General features: G+C 72.6%; 16 protein-coding genes. 11 read left to right on the top strand and 5 right to left on the bottom strand.

What is annotated here, in order from left to right; genetic code table 11:
* Positions 1-69 precede the first annotated feature (69 nt).
* Positions 70-1,557 (bottom strand): FUSC family protein, encoded by a 1,488-nt coding sequence (locus AMK33_RS22735; RefSeq protein ID WP_073934752.1) that lies wholly within the window; start codon positions 1,555-1,557, stop codon positions 70-72.
* 207 nt (positions 1,558-1,764) lie between these two features.
* Between AMK33_RS22735 and AMK33_RS22730 the strand changes: the two genes are divergently transcribed.
* From AMK33_RS22730 to AMK33_RS22715, 4 genes are all read left to right on the top strand, one after another.
* The gene (locus AMK33_RS22730; protein WP_073934751.1) at positions 1,765-2,241 is read left to right on the top strand and encodes an Lrp/AsnC family transcriptional regulator; all 477 of its coding nucleotides are present in this window, start codon (positions 1,765-1,767) and stop codon (positions 2,239-2,241) included.
* Between the two features lie 20 nt (positions 2,242-2,261).
* Positions 2,262-2,957, top strand: coding sequence for an HAD family hydrolase (locus AMK33_RS22725; protein WP_073934750.1), 696 nt, complete (start codon positions 2,262-2,264; stop codon positions 2,955-2,957).
* Positions 2,958-3,095: 138 nt separating this feature from the next.
* Positions 3,096-5,912: a beta-L-arabinofuranosidase domain-containing protein gene (locus AMK33_RS22720; protein ID WP_073934749.1), complete on the top strand. Its 2,817-nt coding sequence runs from the start codon at positions 3,096-3,098 to the stop codon at positions 5,910-5,912.
* A 92-nt stretch (positions 5,913-6,004) separates the two neighbouring features.
* On the top strand, positions 6,005-6,754 hold the full coding sequence (locus AMK33_RS22715) for a DUF4142 domain-containing protein (RefSeq protein WP_073934748.1): 750 nt from the start codon (positions 6,005-6,007) through the stop codon (positions 6,752-6,754).
* 5 nt (positions 6,755-6,759) lie between these two features.
* Here AMK33_RS22715 and AMK33_RS22710 read toward each other — a convergent pair whose 3' ends face one another.
* Positions 6,760-7,509 (bottom strand): LysR family transcriptional regulator substrate-binding protein, encoded by a 750-nt coding sequence (locus tag AMK33_RS22710; protein WP_073934747.1) that lies wholly within the window; start codon positions 7,507-7,509, stop codon positions 6,760-6,762.
* A gap of 58 nt (positions 7,510-7,567) precedes the next feature.
* Between AMK33_RS22710 and AMK33_RS22705 the strand changes: the two genes are divergently transcribed.
* Both AMK33_RS22705 and AMK33_RS22700 read left to right on the top strand, forming a co-directional pair.
* Positions 7,568-7,966 carry a DUF5997 family protein gene (locus AMK33_RS22705; protein ID WP_073934863.1) on the top strand — a complete coding sequence of 133 codons (399 nt, stop codon included), beginning with the start codon at positions 7,568-7,570 and terminating at the stop codon, positions 7,964-7,966.
* 100 nt (positions 7,967-8,066) lie between these two features.
* The gene (locus AMK33_RS22700) at positions 8,067-8,555 is read left to right on the top strand and encodes a hypothetical protein (RefSeq protein WP_073934862.1); all 489 of its coding nucleotides are present in this window, start codon (positions 8,067-8,069) and stop codon (positions 8,553-8,555) included.
* On the opposite strand, the gene AMK33_RS22695 is transcribed toward AMK33_RS22700, so the two are convergent.
* A complete protein-coding gene (locus AMK33_RS22695) occupies positions 8,521-8,844 on the bottom strand; it encodes a hypothetical protein (RefSeq protein ID WP_073934746.1) in 324 nt (107 codons plus the stop codon). The two genes, AMK33_RS22700 and AMK33_RS22695, sit on opposite strands and share 35 nt — an antisense overlap.
* Before the next feature lie 169 nt (positions 8,845-9,013).
* Here AMK33_RS22695 and AMK33_RS22690 point away from each other — a divergent pair, with 169 nt between their 5' ends.
* Genes AMK33_RS22690 through AMK33_RS22675 form a run of 4 tightly spaced genes read left to right on the top strand, consistent with a single transcriptional unit; the run spans position 9,014 to position 12,265 of the window.
* A complete protein-coding gene (locus tag AMK33_RS22690; RefSeq protein ID WP_073934861.1) occupies positions 9,014-9,658 on the top strand; it encodes a TetR/AcrR family transcriptional regulator in 645 nt (214 codons plus the stop codon).
* A gap of 11 nt (positions 9,659-9,669) precedes the next feature.
* A complete protein-coding gene (locus AMK33_RS22685; RefSeq protein WP_073934745.1) occupies positions 9,670-10,338 on the top strand; it encodes an ABC transporter ATP-binding protein in 669 nt (222 codons plus the stop codon).
* Positions 10,325-11,119, top strand: coding sequence for a hypothetical protein (locus tag AMK33_RS22680; RefSeq protein ID WP_073934744.1), 795 nt, complete (start codon positions 10,325-10,327; stop codon positions 11,117-11,119). Before AMK33_RS22685 ends, AMK33_RS22680 begins: the two co-directional genes overlap by 14 nt.
* A gap of 60 nt (positions 11,120-11,179) precedes the next feature.
* Complete coding sequence (locus tag AMK33_RS22675) at positions 11,180-12,265, top strand: DNA polymerase III subunit beta family protein (protein WP_073934860.1); 1,086 nt, start codon at positions 11,180-11,182, stop codon at positions 12,263-12,265.
* A gap of 13 nt (positions 12,266-12,278) precedes the next feature.
* Here AMK33_RS22675 and AMK33_RS22670 read toward each other — a convergent pair whose 3' ends face one another.
* Both AMK33_RS22670 and AMK33_RS22665 read right to left on the bottom strand, forming a co-directional pair.
* Positions 12,279-13,526 carry a cation:proton antiporter gene (locus AMK33_RS22670; protein WP_073934743.1) on the bottom strand — a complete coding sequence of 416 codons (1,248 nt, stop codon included), beginning with the start codon at positions 13,524-13,526 and terminating at the stop codon, positions 12,279-12,281.
* A gap of 4 nt (positions 13,527-13,530) precedes the next feature.
* Positions 13,531-14,001, bottom strand: a complete 471-nt coding sequence (locus tag AMK33_RS22665) for a cation:proton antiporter regulatory subunit (RefSeq protein WP_030214560.1) — start codon at positions 13,999-14,001, stop codon at positions 13,531-13,533.
* Between the two features lie 275 nt (positions 14,002-14,276).
* Here AMK33_RS22665 and AMK33_RS22660 point away from each other — a divergent pair, with 275 nt between their 5' ends.
* Positions 14,277-15,113, top strand: coding sequence for a universal stress protein (locus AMK33_RS22660; protein WP_201263063.1), 837 nt, complete (start codon positions 14,277-14,279; stop codon positions 15,111-15,113).
* Positions 15,114-15,119: the final 6 nt, after the last annotated feature.

Genomic DNA, 15,119 nt, shown 5'->3' with positions numbered 1-15,119 from the left:
ACCAGGGTGACGGTAGCAGTCGATCACTTCAGGTCTAGACCAAAGCTCCGTCCGGTGCGTCCACGCGTGTCAGGCCCCGACCAGCGGGGAGCCGGAGGGCGCCCGCAGCGGCGCGGCCAGTTCGGCGAGGGCGCGTTCCAGACCGTGCAGATGGGCCAGGGCGGGTTCCGTCCCGGCCGGGGAGGTCCGTACGGCGATGTCCCGGCCGCCGGTGAGCGCCTCGACGGCGGCCTCGACGCGCCAGCAGGCGGCGGCCAGCCGGGCGTCGTGCGAGGCCTCCGGGTCGGCGGCGACGGCGACGAGGCCGCGGATCTCCCGGGCGCAGTCGTCGAGCAGGGCGAGCACCCGCCGGGCGCGCCGTTTGCGGCCGAGCATGGGGTTCAGCGGATGCACCAGCGGGGCGACCGAGAGCCGTACCCGGGCGAGCAACTGTTCCAGCTCCGCCACCACCGGCGCCGGGTCGGCGTCCGCGGTCCCGGCCAGCCGTGCCGCCGCCTGGGCGGTGCACGCGTGGACGCAGCGCAGGGCCCGCTGGATCCAGGTGTCGGTGACGCTGTGCGTGGTCACGGGCAGGACGAACGCCACCGCCAGCACGGCGCCGAGCGCGCCGACGGCGGTCTCCACGAACCGGAGTGCCAGCAGACCGGGGGTGAGCACGCCCAGCAGGCCGTAGAGCATGGCGGCGAGCACCGTCACCCAGAGCATCATCCAGGTGTAGGACACGGCGGCCGTGTAGAAGATGCCGAAGACGGCGACGGCGACGACCAGCGCGGTCAGCGGCCCGTCCCCGTGTGCGGGGACGGCGACGAAGAGCGCGAGCCCGATGCCGATGACGGTGCCGAGCACCCGCCGGAAGCCGCGTACCAGGGTCTCGCCGCGGGAGGTGGTGTTGACGAAGACCCACCAGGTGGCGCCGACGGCCCAGTACCAGCGCTGCCCGGACACCAGTTGGCCGACGACCAGGGCGAAGCCCGCACCGGCGGTCGCCTGGACCGCCTGGCGGGTGGTCACGCGGGCCAGTCCGGTGCCGGCGGGCGGCGCCGGTACGGCGGCCGGGGGCAGCCGTCGCTCGTAGCACCACAGTCCGAAGCGCACCGCGGCCGCGGCGAGCACGGACAGCAGGACGGAGGCGTACAGCTCGGGGAGCTGGGCGGTCCTCGCGTGCAGGAACTGCGCCACGAAGTAGGTCATGAAGGCGAAGACGCCGAGGCTGTGGCCGCGCGGGCCCCAGCGCCGCGCGTACACGCCGAGTCCGACCACGGCGAGGAAGGTGAGGTCACGGGCGACCGGGTGGTCGTGCAGCACGGCCGCGGCGGCGAGCACCGGCAGGCCGACGGCGGGCAGCAGCGCCGTGGTGACGGCCTGCCCGCGGACGGTGGCGTCGGTGACGGTGAACAGGGCGAGCAGCGCGGCGAGCCCGCCGGTGACGGTACCGGTGAGCGAGTGCCCGGCCAGGCCGCAGACGACGACGGCCAGCCCGATGCCGAGCACGGCCCGCGCCGCGAAGCGCAGCCGGATCCGGCCCGGGTCCGGAGCCATGAACACCCTCTTCAGCACGTACCGCCCCCTGGGAATTCGTTGGTGTGCGCCGTGGCACGAAAAAGGCGCCACGGAGGTCCGCAGCGCCATCGACCCCTCCATATCAGCATCTCTTCCACCAGTGGCTCAACCGACTCCTGTGGAGGTGGGCCATTGGTACAGTGTTCGCGGCATTCCTACGGCCGTCGAAGTGCCAATGGCCGATACGGGGACACTTCGGATCTCATGGCCGTGGACGAGCTCGACACCCGCATCCTGCGGCTGCTGCTGGAGCAGCCACGCACCAGCGTGCGGGAGTACGCCCGCATCCTCGGGGTGGCCCGCGGCACTCTCCAGGCCCGCCTGGACCGTATGGAGCGCGAGGGTGTGATCACCGGCACCGGCCCCGCCCTCTCCCCCGCCGCGCTGGGCCATCCCGTCCTCGCGTTCGTGCACATCGAGGTCACCCAGGGACACCTGGACGAGGTGGGGGACGCGCTGGCCGCCGTGCCGGAGATCGTCGAGGCGTTCTCCACCACGGGCGGCGGCGATCTGCTGGCCCGGGTGGTGGCGCGCGACAACGCGCATCTGGAGGACGTGGTCCAGAAGCTGATCAGCCTGCCCGGCGTGGTCCGCACCCGCACCGAGGTGGCGCTGCGCGAGCGCGTCCCGCACCGGCTGCTGCCGCTGGTGGAGTCGATCGGCCGTACGGCACGGAAGTGAGCCCTGTCATCCTGGACCCCATGAGCACCCTCGGCACCCTCTCGGTCGTCTTCGATCTCGACGGAACGCTCGTGGACAGCGAACCGAACTACTACGAGGCGGGCCGGCGGACCCTCGCCGAGTACGGGGTGCCGGACTTCTCCTGGGCCGAGCACGAGCGCTACGTGGGGATCAGCACCCGGGAGACGCTCGCCGACTGGAGGGAGCGGTACGGGCTGTCCGCCCCGGTGGAGGAGCTGCTCGCGGTCAAGGACCGCCACTACCTGAAGCTGGCCGGCGCCTCGACGCGGGTGTACCCGGAGATGCGGGCGTTCGTCGAGCTGCTGGCGGCCGAGGGCGTGCCGATGGCCGTGGCCTCCGGTTCCTCGCCCGTCGCCATCGGGGCGATCCTGGCCGGCACGGGCCTGGACGCGTATCTGCGCACCGTCGTGTCGGCCGACGAGGTCGCGCGGGGCAAGCCGGCCCCGGACATCTTCCTGGAGGCGGCCCGCAGGCTCGGCGCGGACCCGGCCGACTGCGTCGTGGTCGAGGACGCGGCCCCGGGCGCCGCCGCCGCGCACGCGGCCGGGATGCGCTGTATCGCCGTCCCCTATGTCGCCGCTCAGGCCGACGCGCCCGAGTTCGCCACCGCCGGTCTGTTGCTGCGGGGCGGGCAGGCGGAGTTCACGGCGCGGGCCGCGCACGCCTGGCTGACGGACTCCGCCCGGCGCCCCTGACCGGCTCCCGCCGTCCGCGCGTCCTCGGCGAACGTCCGGAACCGATCGCTCCCGCACCGTTGACGCCTTTCCGTCCCCTCCCTATCGTCTGGTCGATCATTCGTACAGCGTTCGTGATACCGAACAGAGGAGCATCCCATGGCACGGCCCCTCTCCAGACGAACCCTCTTCCAGGCGGCCGCCCTGACGGCGACCGCGGTCTCCGCCGCGACCACCGGGCGCGCCGTCGCCGCGCCGAGCGCACCGGCCGCCGCTCCCGGCGTGCCGGCCACGTGGACCGTGCGGCCCTTCGGGCTGGAGGACGTGACGCTCGGACCGGGCGTCTTCGCCGGCAAGCGGCGGCTGATGCTCGACCACGCCCGTGGCTACGACGTGAACCGGCTGCTCCAGGTCTTCCGCGCCAACGCCGGCCTGTCCACCCGGGGCGCGGTCGCTCCCGGCGGCTGGGAAGGGCTGGACGGGGAGGCCAACGGCAATCTGCGCGGGCACTACACCGGCCACTTCCTGACCATGCTGGCGCAGGCGTACCGCGGTACCGGCGAGCAGGTCTTCGCGGACCGGATCGCCACCATGGTCGGAGCCCTGACCGAAGTACGGGAGGCGCTGCGCCGCGACCCGGCCGTGCTGAGCGTCGAGGGACGGTTCGGCCGCGCGGCGGAGAACGTGCGCGGCTCGTACCAGTACGTGGACCTTCCGGCGGCCGTTCTCGCCGACTCCCCCGCGCTCACCCTGTCCGCGTGGGTGCGCCCCGCGCACGACGCCGCCTGGGCCAGGATCTTCGACTTCGGCGACGACACCACCCGCTATCTGTACCTGACCGCCCGCAACGCCGGCGGGGTGCCGCGGTTCGCCGTCACCACCTCGGGGCCGGGCGGCGAACAGGGCCTCGACGGCACCGCGCCGCTGCCGATCGGCGAGTGGAGCCATCTGGCGGTGACCCTCGCCGACGGCACCGGCACCCTCTACGTCAACGGCGCCGCCGTGGCCCGGAGCACGGACATCACGCTGACCCCGGCCGCCCTCGGCACCCTCGCCAACAACTGGCTGGGCCGCTCCAACTTCCCCGCCGATCCGGTGTTCGCGGGCGCGTTCGAGGACGTCGACGTGTTCTCGCGGGCGCTGACCGCCGACGAGATCACCGAATTGCAGGACCGCCGTGCCGCCGACGCCTCGACCGGCCGGGGCGATCTGGCGTCGTACGCCTTCGACGAGACGGCCGGGGCGACGTTCGCGGACGCCTCCGGCCGGGATCTCGACGCCACCCTGCGCCGCACCTGGGGCGCGCCCAGCCATCCCGGCTTCCTCGCCGCGTACCCGGAGACGCAGTTCATCGAGCTGGAGTCGATGACCGGCAGCGACTACACCCGGGTGTGGGCGCCGTACTACACCGCGCACAAGATCCTCAGGGGGCTGCTGGACGCGTACCTCGCCACGGACGACGACCGGGCGCTCGATCTCGCGTCCGGCATGTGCGACTGGATGCACGCGCGGCTGTCCGTGCTGCCGGCGGCCACCCTCCAGCGGATGTGGGGGCTGTTCTCCAGCGGGGAGTTCGGCGGCATCGTCGAGGCGGTCTGCGACCTGCACGCGATCACCGGACGGGCCGAACACCTCGCTCTCGCCAAGCTGTTCGACCTGGACCGGCTCATCGACGCCTGCGCCGCGAACACCGACGTCCTCGAAGGACTCCACGCCAACCAGCACATCCCGATCTTCACCGGCCTGGTGCGGCTGCACGACGAGACGGGCGAGGAGCGCTACCTCACGGCCGCGAAGAACTTCTGGGGCATGGTCGTACCCCACCGGATGTACGCGATCGGCGGCACCAGCAGCGGCGAGTTCTGGAAGGCCCGCGACGTGATCGCGGGCACGATCACCGACACCACCGCCGAGACGTGCTGCGCGTACAACATGCTCAAGCTGAGCCGGACGCTGTTCTTCCACGAGCAGGACCCGGCGTACATGGACTACTACGAGCGGGCCCTGTTCAACCAGGTGCTCGGCTCCAAGCAGGACCGGCCGGACGCGGAGAAGCCGCTGGTCACCTACTTCATCGGCCTGACGCCCGGTCATGTACGCGACTACACGCCCAAGCAGGGGACGACCTGCTGCGAGGGCACCGGCATGGAGAGCGCCACCAAGTACCAGGACTCGGTGTACTTCGCGAAGGCCGACGGGTCCGCCCTGTACGTCAACCTCTACAGCGCCTCCCGGCTGACCTGGGCCGAGAAGGGCGTCACGGTCACGCAGACCACCCGCTACCCGGAGGAGCAGGGCAGCACGCTCACCGTCGGCGGCGGCCGGGCCGCCTTCACCCTGCTGCTGCGGGTGCCGTCCTGGGCGGCCGCGGGCTTCCGGGTGACCGTCAACGGGCGTGCCGTGCCCGGCACTCCGGTCCCCGGCCGCTACTTCGGCGTCTCGCGGACCTGGCGCGAGGGTGACACCGTACGGATCTCCGTGCCCTTCCGGCTGCGGGTGGAGCGGACCCTCGACGACCCCGCGCTGCAGGCCCTGTTCTACGGCCCGGTCAACCTGGTCGCCCGGCAACCGGGGCCGGACGCCGTGCGGTTCGGGCTGTACGGCAATGCCGGCCTCTCCGGTGATCTGCTGCCCTCCCTCACCCCGGTCCCGGACAAGCCGCTGCACTACACGCTGGACGGCATCGAGCTGGCGCCCTTCGCGGAGGGGACCGAGGACCCGACGCACGCCTACTTCCGGCGCTCGGAACCGCGTGTGGTCTTCGGCACGTCCGACTCCGGAGTCGCCAACCCGGCCCGGAGCGACGGCACGACGCTGCTCGACGAGATCTGGGCCGGGGCGCCCTTCCGCGGCAAGGGAGCGCTGGTGACACGGGTACGGTCCACCGTGGCCGCCTGGGTGTCCGAGGGTCTGCTGAGCCGCGCGGACGGCGACAAGGTGGTGAGTACGGCGCAGAGGGCCGCTTACGCCGACTGAGGCCGGCCGAAAAATCTTTCCCGGACGGTGATTGTCTCGCGCCTGGCGTCCGTACTCCCTGCTGTTGGGCCGTTCACATCCCAGGAGGCACGATGCGCATCTCGCGCAGCACGGCAGGAACCGCGTTCGTGGGCGGAGCCATGATCCTCACCCTCACCGCGCTCGCCTACCCCACCATGCTGGGCGTACAGAACACATCGACCAAGCAGGACCGGGTGGTGGCCAACACGAACTACGGCCCGCTGACCGAGGCGGACCGCGACTTCGTGGTGAAGGTGCGCGCGGCGGGGCTGTGGGAGCACCCGCTGGGGCTGCTGGCGATGGAGCGGGGGACGACGCCGGAGATGAAGGAGGCGGGCGAGCACCTGGTCGTCGGTCACGGCCGGCTCGACGCGTCCTGCCGCAAGATCTCCGTGGAGCTCGGCATCACGTTGCCGAACGTGGCCTCACCGCAGCAGCAGGGGTTCGTGGAGACCGTGAAGGCCACCAACGGCAAGGAGTTCGACTCCACGGCGGTGAACATCATGCGCGTGACACACGGGCAGATCTTCCCCGCCATCGCCAACATCCGGGCCAACACCAGGAACACCCTGGTCCGGCAGCTGGCCGACCAGGCCAACGACACGGTGCTCGACCACATCACGGTGCTGGAGAAGACGGGTCTGGTCAATCACGAGCAGGTCAACTTCCAGCAGACCAGCCCGCCCAAGATGCCGCGGGAGGCGGTGACGCCGCCGGCGCCGCAGCCGGGTGCGCAGGTCCTCGCGCTGGAGATCCCCAAGGGGCTGGAGGACCTCAACACGGCGTCCCCGGCGCCGTCACCGTCCCCGACGGTCAGGTAGCCGGGTCAGGACCTGCGGCGGGGCTTGCCCCGCCGCGGGTTCTTCGCCGTGCCGCCGGTTCCTCCCCGGCGGCTTCGGCCGGCGGATCCGCCGGCCGGCTGCTGCCGCCGGGCGGCGGGCTTCTTCTCCCCCGCCGGCTCCTGCCTGCGGCCCCTGGTGCTGTTGACGGTCCGGCCGCGGACGATCCCGATGAAGTCCTCGACCCGGTCCGTCGTCGCCGCCTCGGGCCAGGACAGCGCCACGCTCGACTCGGGGGCCCCTTCGAGCGGCCGGTGGGTGAGGTCCTTGCGGTGGTGCAGCCGGGCGAGCGACAGCGGTACGACGAGCACGCCGATCCCGGCCGCGACGAGCTCGATCGCGTCGGCGGTGGTGGCGGGGCGTTCGAGGGCGGGCCGTCCGGGCAGGCTCTCCCAGGTGAGGACGTCGTCGAGCGGGTGCAGCACGATGTCGTCGGCCAGGTCCTCCAGGGACACCGCGTCGGCCGCCGTGACGAGGTGGTCCCTGGGCACCACGACGACCGTCTGCTCGGTGTAGAGGGGGATCGCGCTGAGGACCGTACGGTCGACGGGCAGCCGGACGAGGCCCGCGTCGGCGTCACCGTCCAGCAGCAGCCCCTGCGCCGTGCCGGCGGGGACCTGCGTGAGGACCAGCGGGACGTCGGGCAGCCGCTCGTTCCAGACGCGCACCCATTTGTCGGGCATCACGCCGGGTACGTACACGAGCCGGAACGAGGGGGACACTTCCGAGCCTGTCACCTGGCCAGGTTACCGGCCGTGGTCGGCGGCCGTGCACACGCTCGATACCCTGGACGTCATGACGCAGCACCAGAGCACCCAGACGATGAAGCCCGCGACCGCGGCGAAGAAACTGGGTGTGTACCTCGACGCCACCCCCGCCGACTTCCGGGACGGTGTCGTCTCACGCGCCGAGCTGAACGCGCTCCAGGCGGACCCGCCGCAGTGGCTGCGGGACCTGCGGCGCGACGGCCCCCACCCCCGCCCGGTGGTCGCGGCGAAGCTGGGCGTGTCCATCGCCGGCCTCGCGCGCGGCGGGGTCACCGAGGCCCTCACCACCGAGCAGATCGAGGCGCTGAAGGAGGAGCGCCCCGAGTGGCTGGAGCGGGAGCGCGCCACCCAGGCCGAGGTCCGCAAGGAGGCGGCCCGGATCAAGAAGCGGAACGCGGAGCGCGCGGAAGGCGACGACACCCCCTAAACGCCAGCCCGCGCCACCCTTCCGGTGGATAGAAATATCTACCAGCATGTCCGTACCGCACGCGCCCGCAGCGGCGCAGCCGACCGTGCCCGGGGTGGACATGCACAGCGCCATGTGGAAGCAAGCTGTCGAGTGGCTGGCCGCGGCGGCCACGGACCCGCAGGAGTGCAAGCGCGAGTGGGACCACGGCAAGGGCACGGCGCTGCTCGCGGCGGGCCGGTACTGGGACGTGCTGAGCGTGCCCGACCGGCTCGGGCTGCTCGCCCTGGACATCCTGTGGCGTGACCCCCTGAAGGTGCCCGGGCCCACGCTGGTGGACGTCACGGCCCGCAGAGTGGGGTTCTTCCTGCCGCCCGACCCGGCCAGCGAGTGGGTCGGCTTCGGAGTACGGCACGTGGGCCGTGGGTCCTGGGTCGCCGTACCGCCGCCGTACCGGCCGGCCGGGCGTCTGGAGTGGCTGGTCCCGCCGGACGGCACCGGCACCCTGCACGCCCCCGGCCCGCTCGAACTGGCGCTGCGCGGTGCGACCGGCACGCTCGCCGTGCTGGCGCCGGTCAGCGCGGAGCCGGCGGGTCCGGAGGGCTGGTGAGTTCCTCGCCGGTGCCTTCGCCGGTGTCCTCGGCGGGCGGCCGCAGCAGGGGGACCGGGACGGGGAAGGGCACGGGCAGCACCGTCGCGCGCTCGCTGACCGTGGCGGCGGCGAAGGAGGCCCACAGGCCGTCGCGGTGCTCCGGGACCGTGTGACCCCTGGCCCGCCACTCCGCGACGAGGGCCGTGTAGATCGGCGTATGACCGCCGTACCCGCTGGTGAGTTTGGCGTACAACCGGTCCGCGGCGTCGTGCCCGAGAAGGCGCCGCGCCGTCTCAGTGCTGTCCATGCCGGTCCAACGCGCCCCCGTGCGCCGGTGGTACGCCGGTGGCCGCGGGTCCGCCGGGTCGGGTGAAGCCGTCACCCGTACAGCCGTACAGCCGTACAGCCGTACAGCCGTACACGGGACAGAGGTCCGCCCTGGACACGGGATTGAACAAGCGTTTAACATGCTGTACATGCGTTCAACCCAGGACGACCGGACCACCCGGGCCGTCATCCGTGACGAGGCGTTGCGACTGTTCGCCGAGCGCGGGCCGGAGTCGGTGACCGTACGGCAGATCGCCGGGGCCGCCGGGGTGTCGGCCGGGCTCGTGGTGCACCACTTCGGGTCGAAGGACGGGCTGCGGCAGGAGGTCGACCAGTACGTCCTGGCCGTGTTCGAGGCGATGCTGGGCGAGCTGACCGGTGAGGGCGGGCAGGAGCTGCTCGATCCGGGCGCCGGGTCGGCGTCCCTGAGCGAGGCGTTCGCCCGGCATCTGCCGGCCGGCTCGCCCCTGCCGGGCTATCTGCGCCGGCTGCTGCTCACCGGGGCGGACACCGGGCGGGTACTGTTCCGGCGGCTGTTCGAACTGAGCCGCCGGACGCTGGACGAGCTGGTCGCGGCCGGAACGGCCGATCCCGGCCGCGATCCGGCCGTCCGCGCGGCCGTGCTGCTCGCCAACGACCTGGCCGTGTTCCTGCTGCGCGACCACCTCACCGACGTCCTGGGAACCGACCCGCTGTCCGTCGACGGCATGGCCCGCTGGGCCCCGGAACTGCTCGGCGTCTACGCGGGCGGGCTGAACGCGGCACCGCAAGGAGAGGCGCCCCCACCGCGATAGGGAGATTCCGCATGTCGTCCGGAACCGTACTCGCACCACCCGCGCTCGAAGCGCGTGACCTGCACAAGTCCTACGGCACCCACCGGGTCCTGCGCGGTGCCGACCTCACCGTCGCGCCGGGGCGGCTGGTCGCTGTCGTGGGCGAGAACGGCGCCGGGAAGTCCACGCTGCTCAAGGCGCTGGCGGGCGTTCTCGCCGCGGACCGGGGCGAGGTGGTCCATCACGGGACGCTCGGCTACTGCCCGCAGGAGCCGGTGCTCAACAACAGCCTGACCGTGGAACAGCATCTGCGGTACTTCGCCGCCGCCCGGCGGCTGCCCGGTCTGGAGCGCGGGCACGGGCTCGTCCGGCAGCTCGGCTACGAGAAGTATCTGGGGACCGCGGCCGGTGAACTGTCCGGGGGGACCCGGCAGAAGCTCAACCTCACCCTGGCCCTGCTGCACGACCCGGACGTCCTGCTGCTGGACGAGCCCTACCAGGGGTTCGACTGGGAGACATATCTGCGCTTCTGGGAGCTGACCGAGGAGCTGCGCTCGCACGGCAGGGCGGTCGTCGTCATCACCCATCTCGTCTTCGAGCAGGAGCGCTTCGACCTGCTGGCCGATCTCGTGGACGGACGGCTCGTCACCCGCGCCACCGGCGCCACGGAGGCGGAGGAGGCCCGGCATGCGGACGTCTGACACCGTACGGCGGCCGCCGTACCGGCAGTTCCCCACCGCCCTGCGCTTCTCGGTGCGCGACCAGACCCGCAACCGGCTCGCCGGGCTGCTGCTCGTGCTGTTCGTGCCCGTCTGGTACCTGCTGATGGACGCGATGGCCGGGGGCGAGGTGCTGGAGTTCAGGCTGTACGCGACCGGGGAGGTGCTCCAGGTCGACGGCGGCCGGCTCACACTGATCACGGCCGGGCTCAACTGCGTCACCATGATCGCGGGTTTCGTGGTCTTCGACGCCGTCCGCAAGGCGCTGCTCTTCGACCGGCGGCTGGTGTTCGCCGGTTACGGCCAGGCCGTCCTCGTCGGTGCCAAGACCCTGGCCGTCGTGGTCGTCGCCGCCGCGATCGCCCTCTACACCGCGCTGGCGGTGCTGTTCCTCTGGCGCCCCTCGGTGGGCGGCTGGTTCGCCGTGCTCGCGGGCTTCACGGTCATCGCGCTCACCTACGGCGCGCTCGGCCTGCTGCTGGGGGTGCTGGTCAAGCGTGACCTGGAGGGTTTCTTCCTCATCATCATGGGCGGGCTGATGGACACCTTCCTGCAGAACCCGCTGGGCAATCCGCTGGCCAACGAGCCCGTACTGCGGTGGTTCCCGTCCTTCGGGCCCATGCAGTTCGCGGCGGGCGGCGCCTTCGGGGACACCGTTCTCTGGGGGCACCTCGGGCTCGGGCTGCTGTGGGCGGGCGCGTTCAGCGCGGTGGGGCTGGTGGTGTTCTGGATCAGGACCCGCAGCCGGAACCACGCGCGGTGACCGACCGGGGTTGACCCTCGACCTGGTCGAGGGACCAGGGTCGCGGGTGTGGAGAGCGAGATGCGCAGCATTGGTGAGATGGCCCGGGACAGCGGGCTGGGCGTGAGCGCCCTGCGGTTCTACGACCGTGCCGGTGTCCTGGTCCCCGACCGGGTGGATCCGGTCAGCGGCTACCGCTGGTACGCCCCCGGGCAACTGGAGGAGGCCCGGCTGCTGGCCCGGCTGCGCCGGGCCGGGATGCCGCTGGCGGACATCCGGCTGGTGCTGGCCGGCTGGACGGGCGCCGACACCGATCTCGTACGGCAGCTCCTTCAGGCGCATCTGCGCCGGCTGGAGCAAGGGCTGTCCGACGCCCGCGCCGAGCTCTCCGCGCTCCGAGCCCTACTCGACCACAGGGAGAACCCCATGACCTCGCTCCGCACCGACACCGCCGTACGGCTGTCCCTCTCCGGCCCCGGGCTGGCCGCCGCGCTGGACGCGGTCCGGTTCGCGGCCGGCACCGATCCGGAGCTGCCGATGCTCGGCGGGATCCACTTCGACGTCGAGGGCGACGCGCTGCGCCTGGTGGCCACCGACCGGTACCGGATGGCCGTGGCGCGCGCCGCCGCCGACGGGCACGACGGGTCCCGCGTCCAGGTCACCGTGCCCCTTCCGCTCGCCGACGCGATGCGGGCGCTGCTGGACGGGGAGGAAAGGGTCCGGCTCACCGTGGACGGTGACCGCGTGACCCTGGAGACCGGGGACCGGCAGACGGCCGGCCAGTGCCTCGGCCACGACTTCCCCGACTACCGGCGCCTCGTCCGCCTCCCGGCCGGGCGGCGCGCCGTGGTGGACGTGCCGGCCTTCCGGGAGGCGGTGCGCACGGGTCCCGTCCGCGCGGGCGAGGTGCCCGAACAGGACGGGACGTCCTGCGACCTCAGCGTGCTGGAGGTGGCGGAGGACGGCTCGGTCGCCCTGGCCGGGGACGGTGCCGACGGCCGGGACCTCGTCGCCGTCAACCGCGCGTTCCTGCTGGACGCCCTCGCCGCCGGGTCCGGCGACCGGCTGATCCTCGAGTTCGGCGCCCCCACGGCGCCCCTGGCGATCCGCCGGCCGGACGACGAGCACACGTTCTCGCTCCTGATGCCGGTGCGGCTGGAGAACTAGGGACCCTGGCGGTTCAGCGTTCGGGGCGGCTCTCGTCCACCGGTTCCAGCGTCTCCGCGGCCGGCGCCGTGGCCTGTACGGGCACGGTGTCGGCGGAGGCGGTGCGCCGGGCGGTCAGGCGCAGCGCGATGGGCTCGGTGTAGCGGGCCGTGAGCGGGCCCAGGACGACCAGGACCAGGACGTACGCCGTGGCCAGCGGGCCGAGGTCCGGTTCGATGCCGGCGGTGACCGCGAGACCGGCGATGACGATGGAGAACTCGCCGCGGGCGACCAGGGTGCCGCCCGCGCGCCAGCGGCCCTTGGGGGAGATCCCGGCCCGGCGGGCGGCCCAGTAACCGGTGGCGATCTTCGTCAGCGCGGTGACGACGGCGAGCGCGAGGGCGGGCAGGATCACCGGCGGGATCGACTGGGGGTCGGTGTGCAGGCCGAAGAAGACGAAGAACACGGCGGCGAACAGGTCCCGCAGCGGCGCCAGCAGGTTGTGCGCGCCCTCGGCGACCTCCCCGGACAGGGCGATGCCGACCAGGAACGCGCCCACGGCCGCCGAGACCTGCAACTGCTGGGCGAGTCCCGCGACGAGCAGGGTCAGGCCCAGCACCACCAGCAGCAGCTTCTCCGGGTCGTCGCTGGAGACGAAGCGGGAGATCACCCGCCCGTAGCGGACGGCGACGAACAGCACGAGTCCGGCGACGCCCAGCGCGATGGCCAGCGTGACACTGCCCGCGGCGAGGCTGACGCCGGCCAGCAGGGCGGTGATGATCGGCAGGTAGACCGCCATGGCCAGGTCCTCGAGCACCAGGATGCTGAGGATGACCGGGGTCTCGCGGTTGCCGAGCCGTCCGAGGTCGCCGAGGACCTTCGCGATGACGCCGGAGGAGGAGATCCAGGTGACGCCGGCCAGCACCACCGCGGCGACCGGGCCCCAGCCGAGCAGCAGGGCCAGGGCGGCGCCGGGCAGGGCGTTGAGCGCCATGTCGACGAGGCCGGCCGGGTACTGGGTCTTGAGGTTGGAGACGAGGTCGCTGGCCGTGTACTCCAGGCCGAGCATGAGCAGCAGCAGGATGACGCCGATCTCGGCGCCGATCGCGACGAACTCCTCGCTCGCGCCGAGCGGCAGCAGCCCGCCCTCGCCGAAGGCGAGGCCGGCCAGCAGATAGAGGGGGATCGGGGAGAACTGGAGGCGTCCGGCGAGGCGTCCCAGCAGGCCGAGCCCGAGGATGATCGCGCCGAACTCGATCAGGAAGATCGCGGAAGAGTGCACGCGCTCACTCCCGACCGAGTATCTCGGCGGCGGCGTCGATGCCTTCGCGGGTGCCGATCAGGATCAGCGTGTCACCGCCGGCCAGCCGGAAGTCCGGCGCGGGGGACGGGATCGCCTCGGCCCGCCGCAGCACGGCCACGATCGAGGCGCCGGTGTCGGTGCGCATCCGGGTGTCGCCCAGCAGCCGGCCGTTCCAGTGGGAGACGGAGGACAGTTCGATGCGCTCGGCGACCAGCCCCAGGTCGGTGGTGTGCAGCAGGTTGGGACTGTGGTGGGCGGGCATGAGCGCGTCGATCAGCGCGGCCGACTCGGCGACGGTCAGCCGCATCGAGCGGGCGCAGGCGTCCGGGTCGTCGGAGCGGTAGACGTTGACCGTGCGGGCACCGTCGCGGTGCGCGATCACGGACAGGTGCTCGTGCTCACGCGTGGTGAGGTCGTATTTCACGCCGATGCCCGGCAGCGGCGTGGCGCTCATCCGTGGAGCAGGCACAGCCCGTCCCCTTCCCGGTTCTCTTGTCGATGGTCCGATGCGGGTGCCGGCCGTGCCGTCGGACGGCACGGGTGATCCACCCCCACGGGGCAATGGTGCCATCCCGTCATTCGGCCGGAACATGGGTGTTGTCACGGATGGACAGGGGGCGCGACGGAGCCGAGGATTTCCGGGGAGACCGTATCGCCGCAGTTCGGAAGGGTGGGTACGGGCTCTTGCCCGCGGGTACCCGGAGGAACCGCCGGGGACGGGAGTGAGTGGTGAACGACACGGTGGTCGTAGGAGTGGACGGTTCGCCGTCCAGTCTCGCCGCGGTCGACGTCGCGGCGCACGAGGCCCTGCTGCGCGGCGCGCAGCTGCGGATCGTGCACGCGTTCAGCCGCCCGGCGGATCTCGACCCGATGATCCACGGTGCCCTGGCGGGGGCCGAGCAGCGTGCCCACGACCGTGCGCCGGGGCTGGAGGTGGCCAGGACCGTGGCGTCCGGTGAGACGCTGACGGTGTTGCGGAGCGAGTCGCGGCACGCGGTGCTGACGGTGGTCGGCGGGCGGGGCCGCGGTGGGTTCGGGGATCTGCTGCTGGGTTCGACGGTCGTGCAGCTGGCCGCGCACGGGCACGGTCCGCTGATGGTGGTCCGCGGTCGTCCCGGCCCCGAGGGGCCGGTGCTCCTCGCCGTGGACGGCTCGCCGGCCGGGGCCGCGGCGGCGGATTTCGCCTTCGCCGAGGCCGCGCTGCGCGGGGCGCCGATGGTCGCGACGCATGTGTGGAACACCTGGAGCGAGCCGACGCCGTACGAGGGCCCCGCCGATCCGCTGAACGTGGTGGTGGATCTCGACCGGCTCCGTGAGCGGCACCAGCGGCTGCTGGAGGAGGCGGTGGCGCCGTGGCGGGAGACCCGCCCCGAGGTCGCCGTGGAGCTGCGTCTGGAGCGGGCGCGGGTGCGGCACGCGCTGCTCGACGCGAGCCGGGAGGCCCAACTGGTGGTGGCCGGGGCCCGTGGTCACGGCGGCTTCACCGGGATGCTGCTCGGTTCGGTCAGCCAGGCGCTGCTGTATCACGCCGACTGTCCCGTCGCCGTGGTCCGCGGCACGGAGTGAAAGGGT

Source organism: Streptomyces sp. CB02400 (assembly GCF_001905725.1).
Taxonomy (GTDB): domain Bacteria; phylum Actinomycetota; class Actinomycetes; order Streptomycetales; family Streptomycetaceae; genus Streptomyces; species Streptomyces atrovirens.
This window is presented reverse-complemented; position numbering and strand designations above follow the sequence as displayed.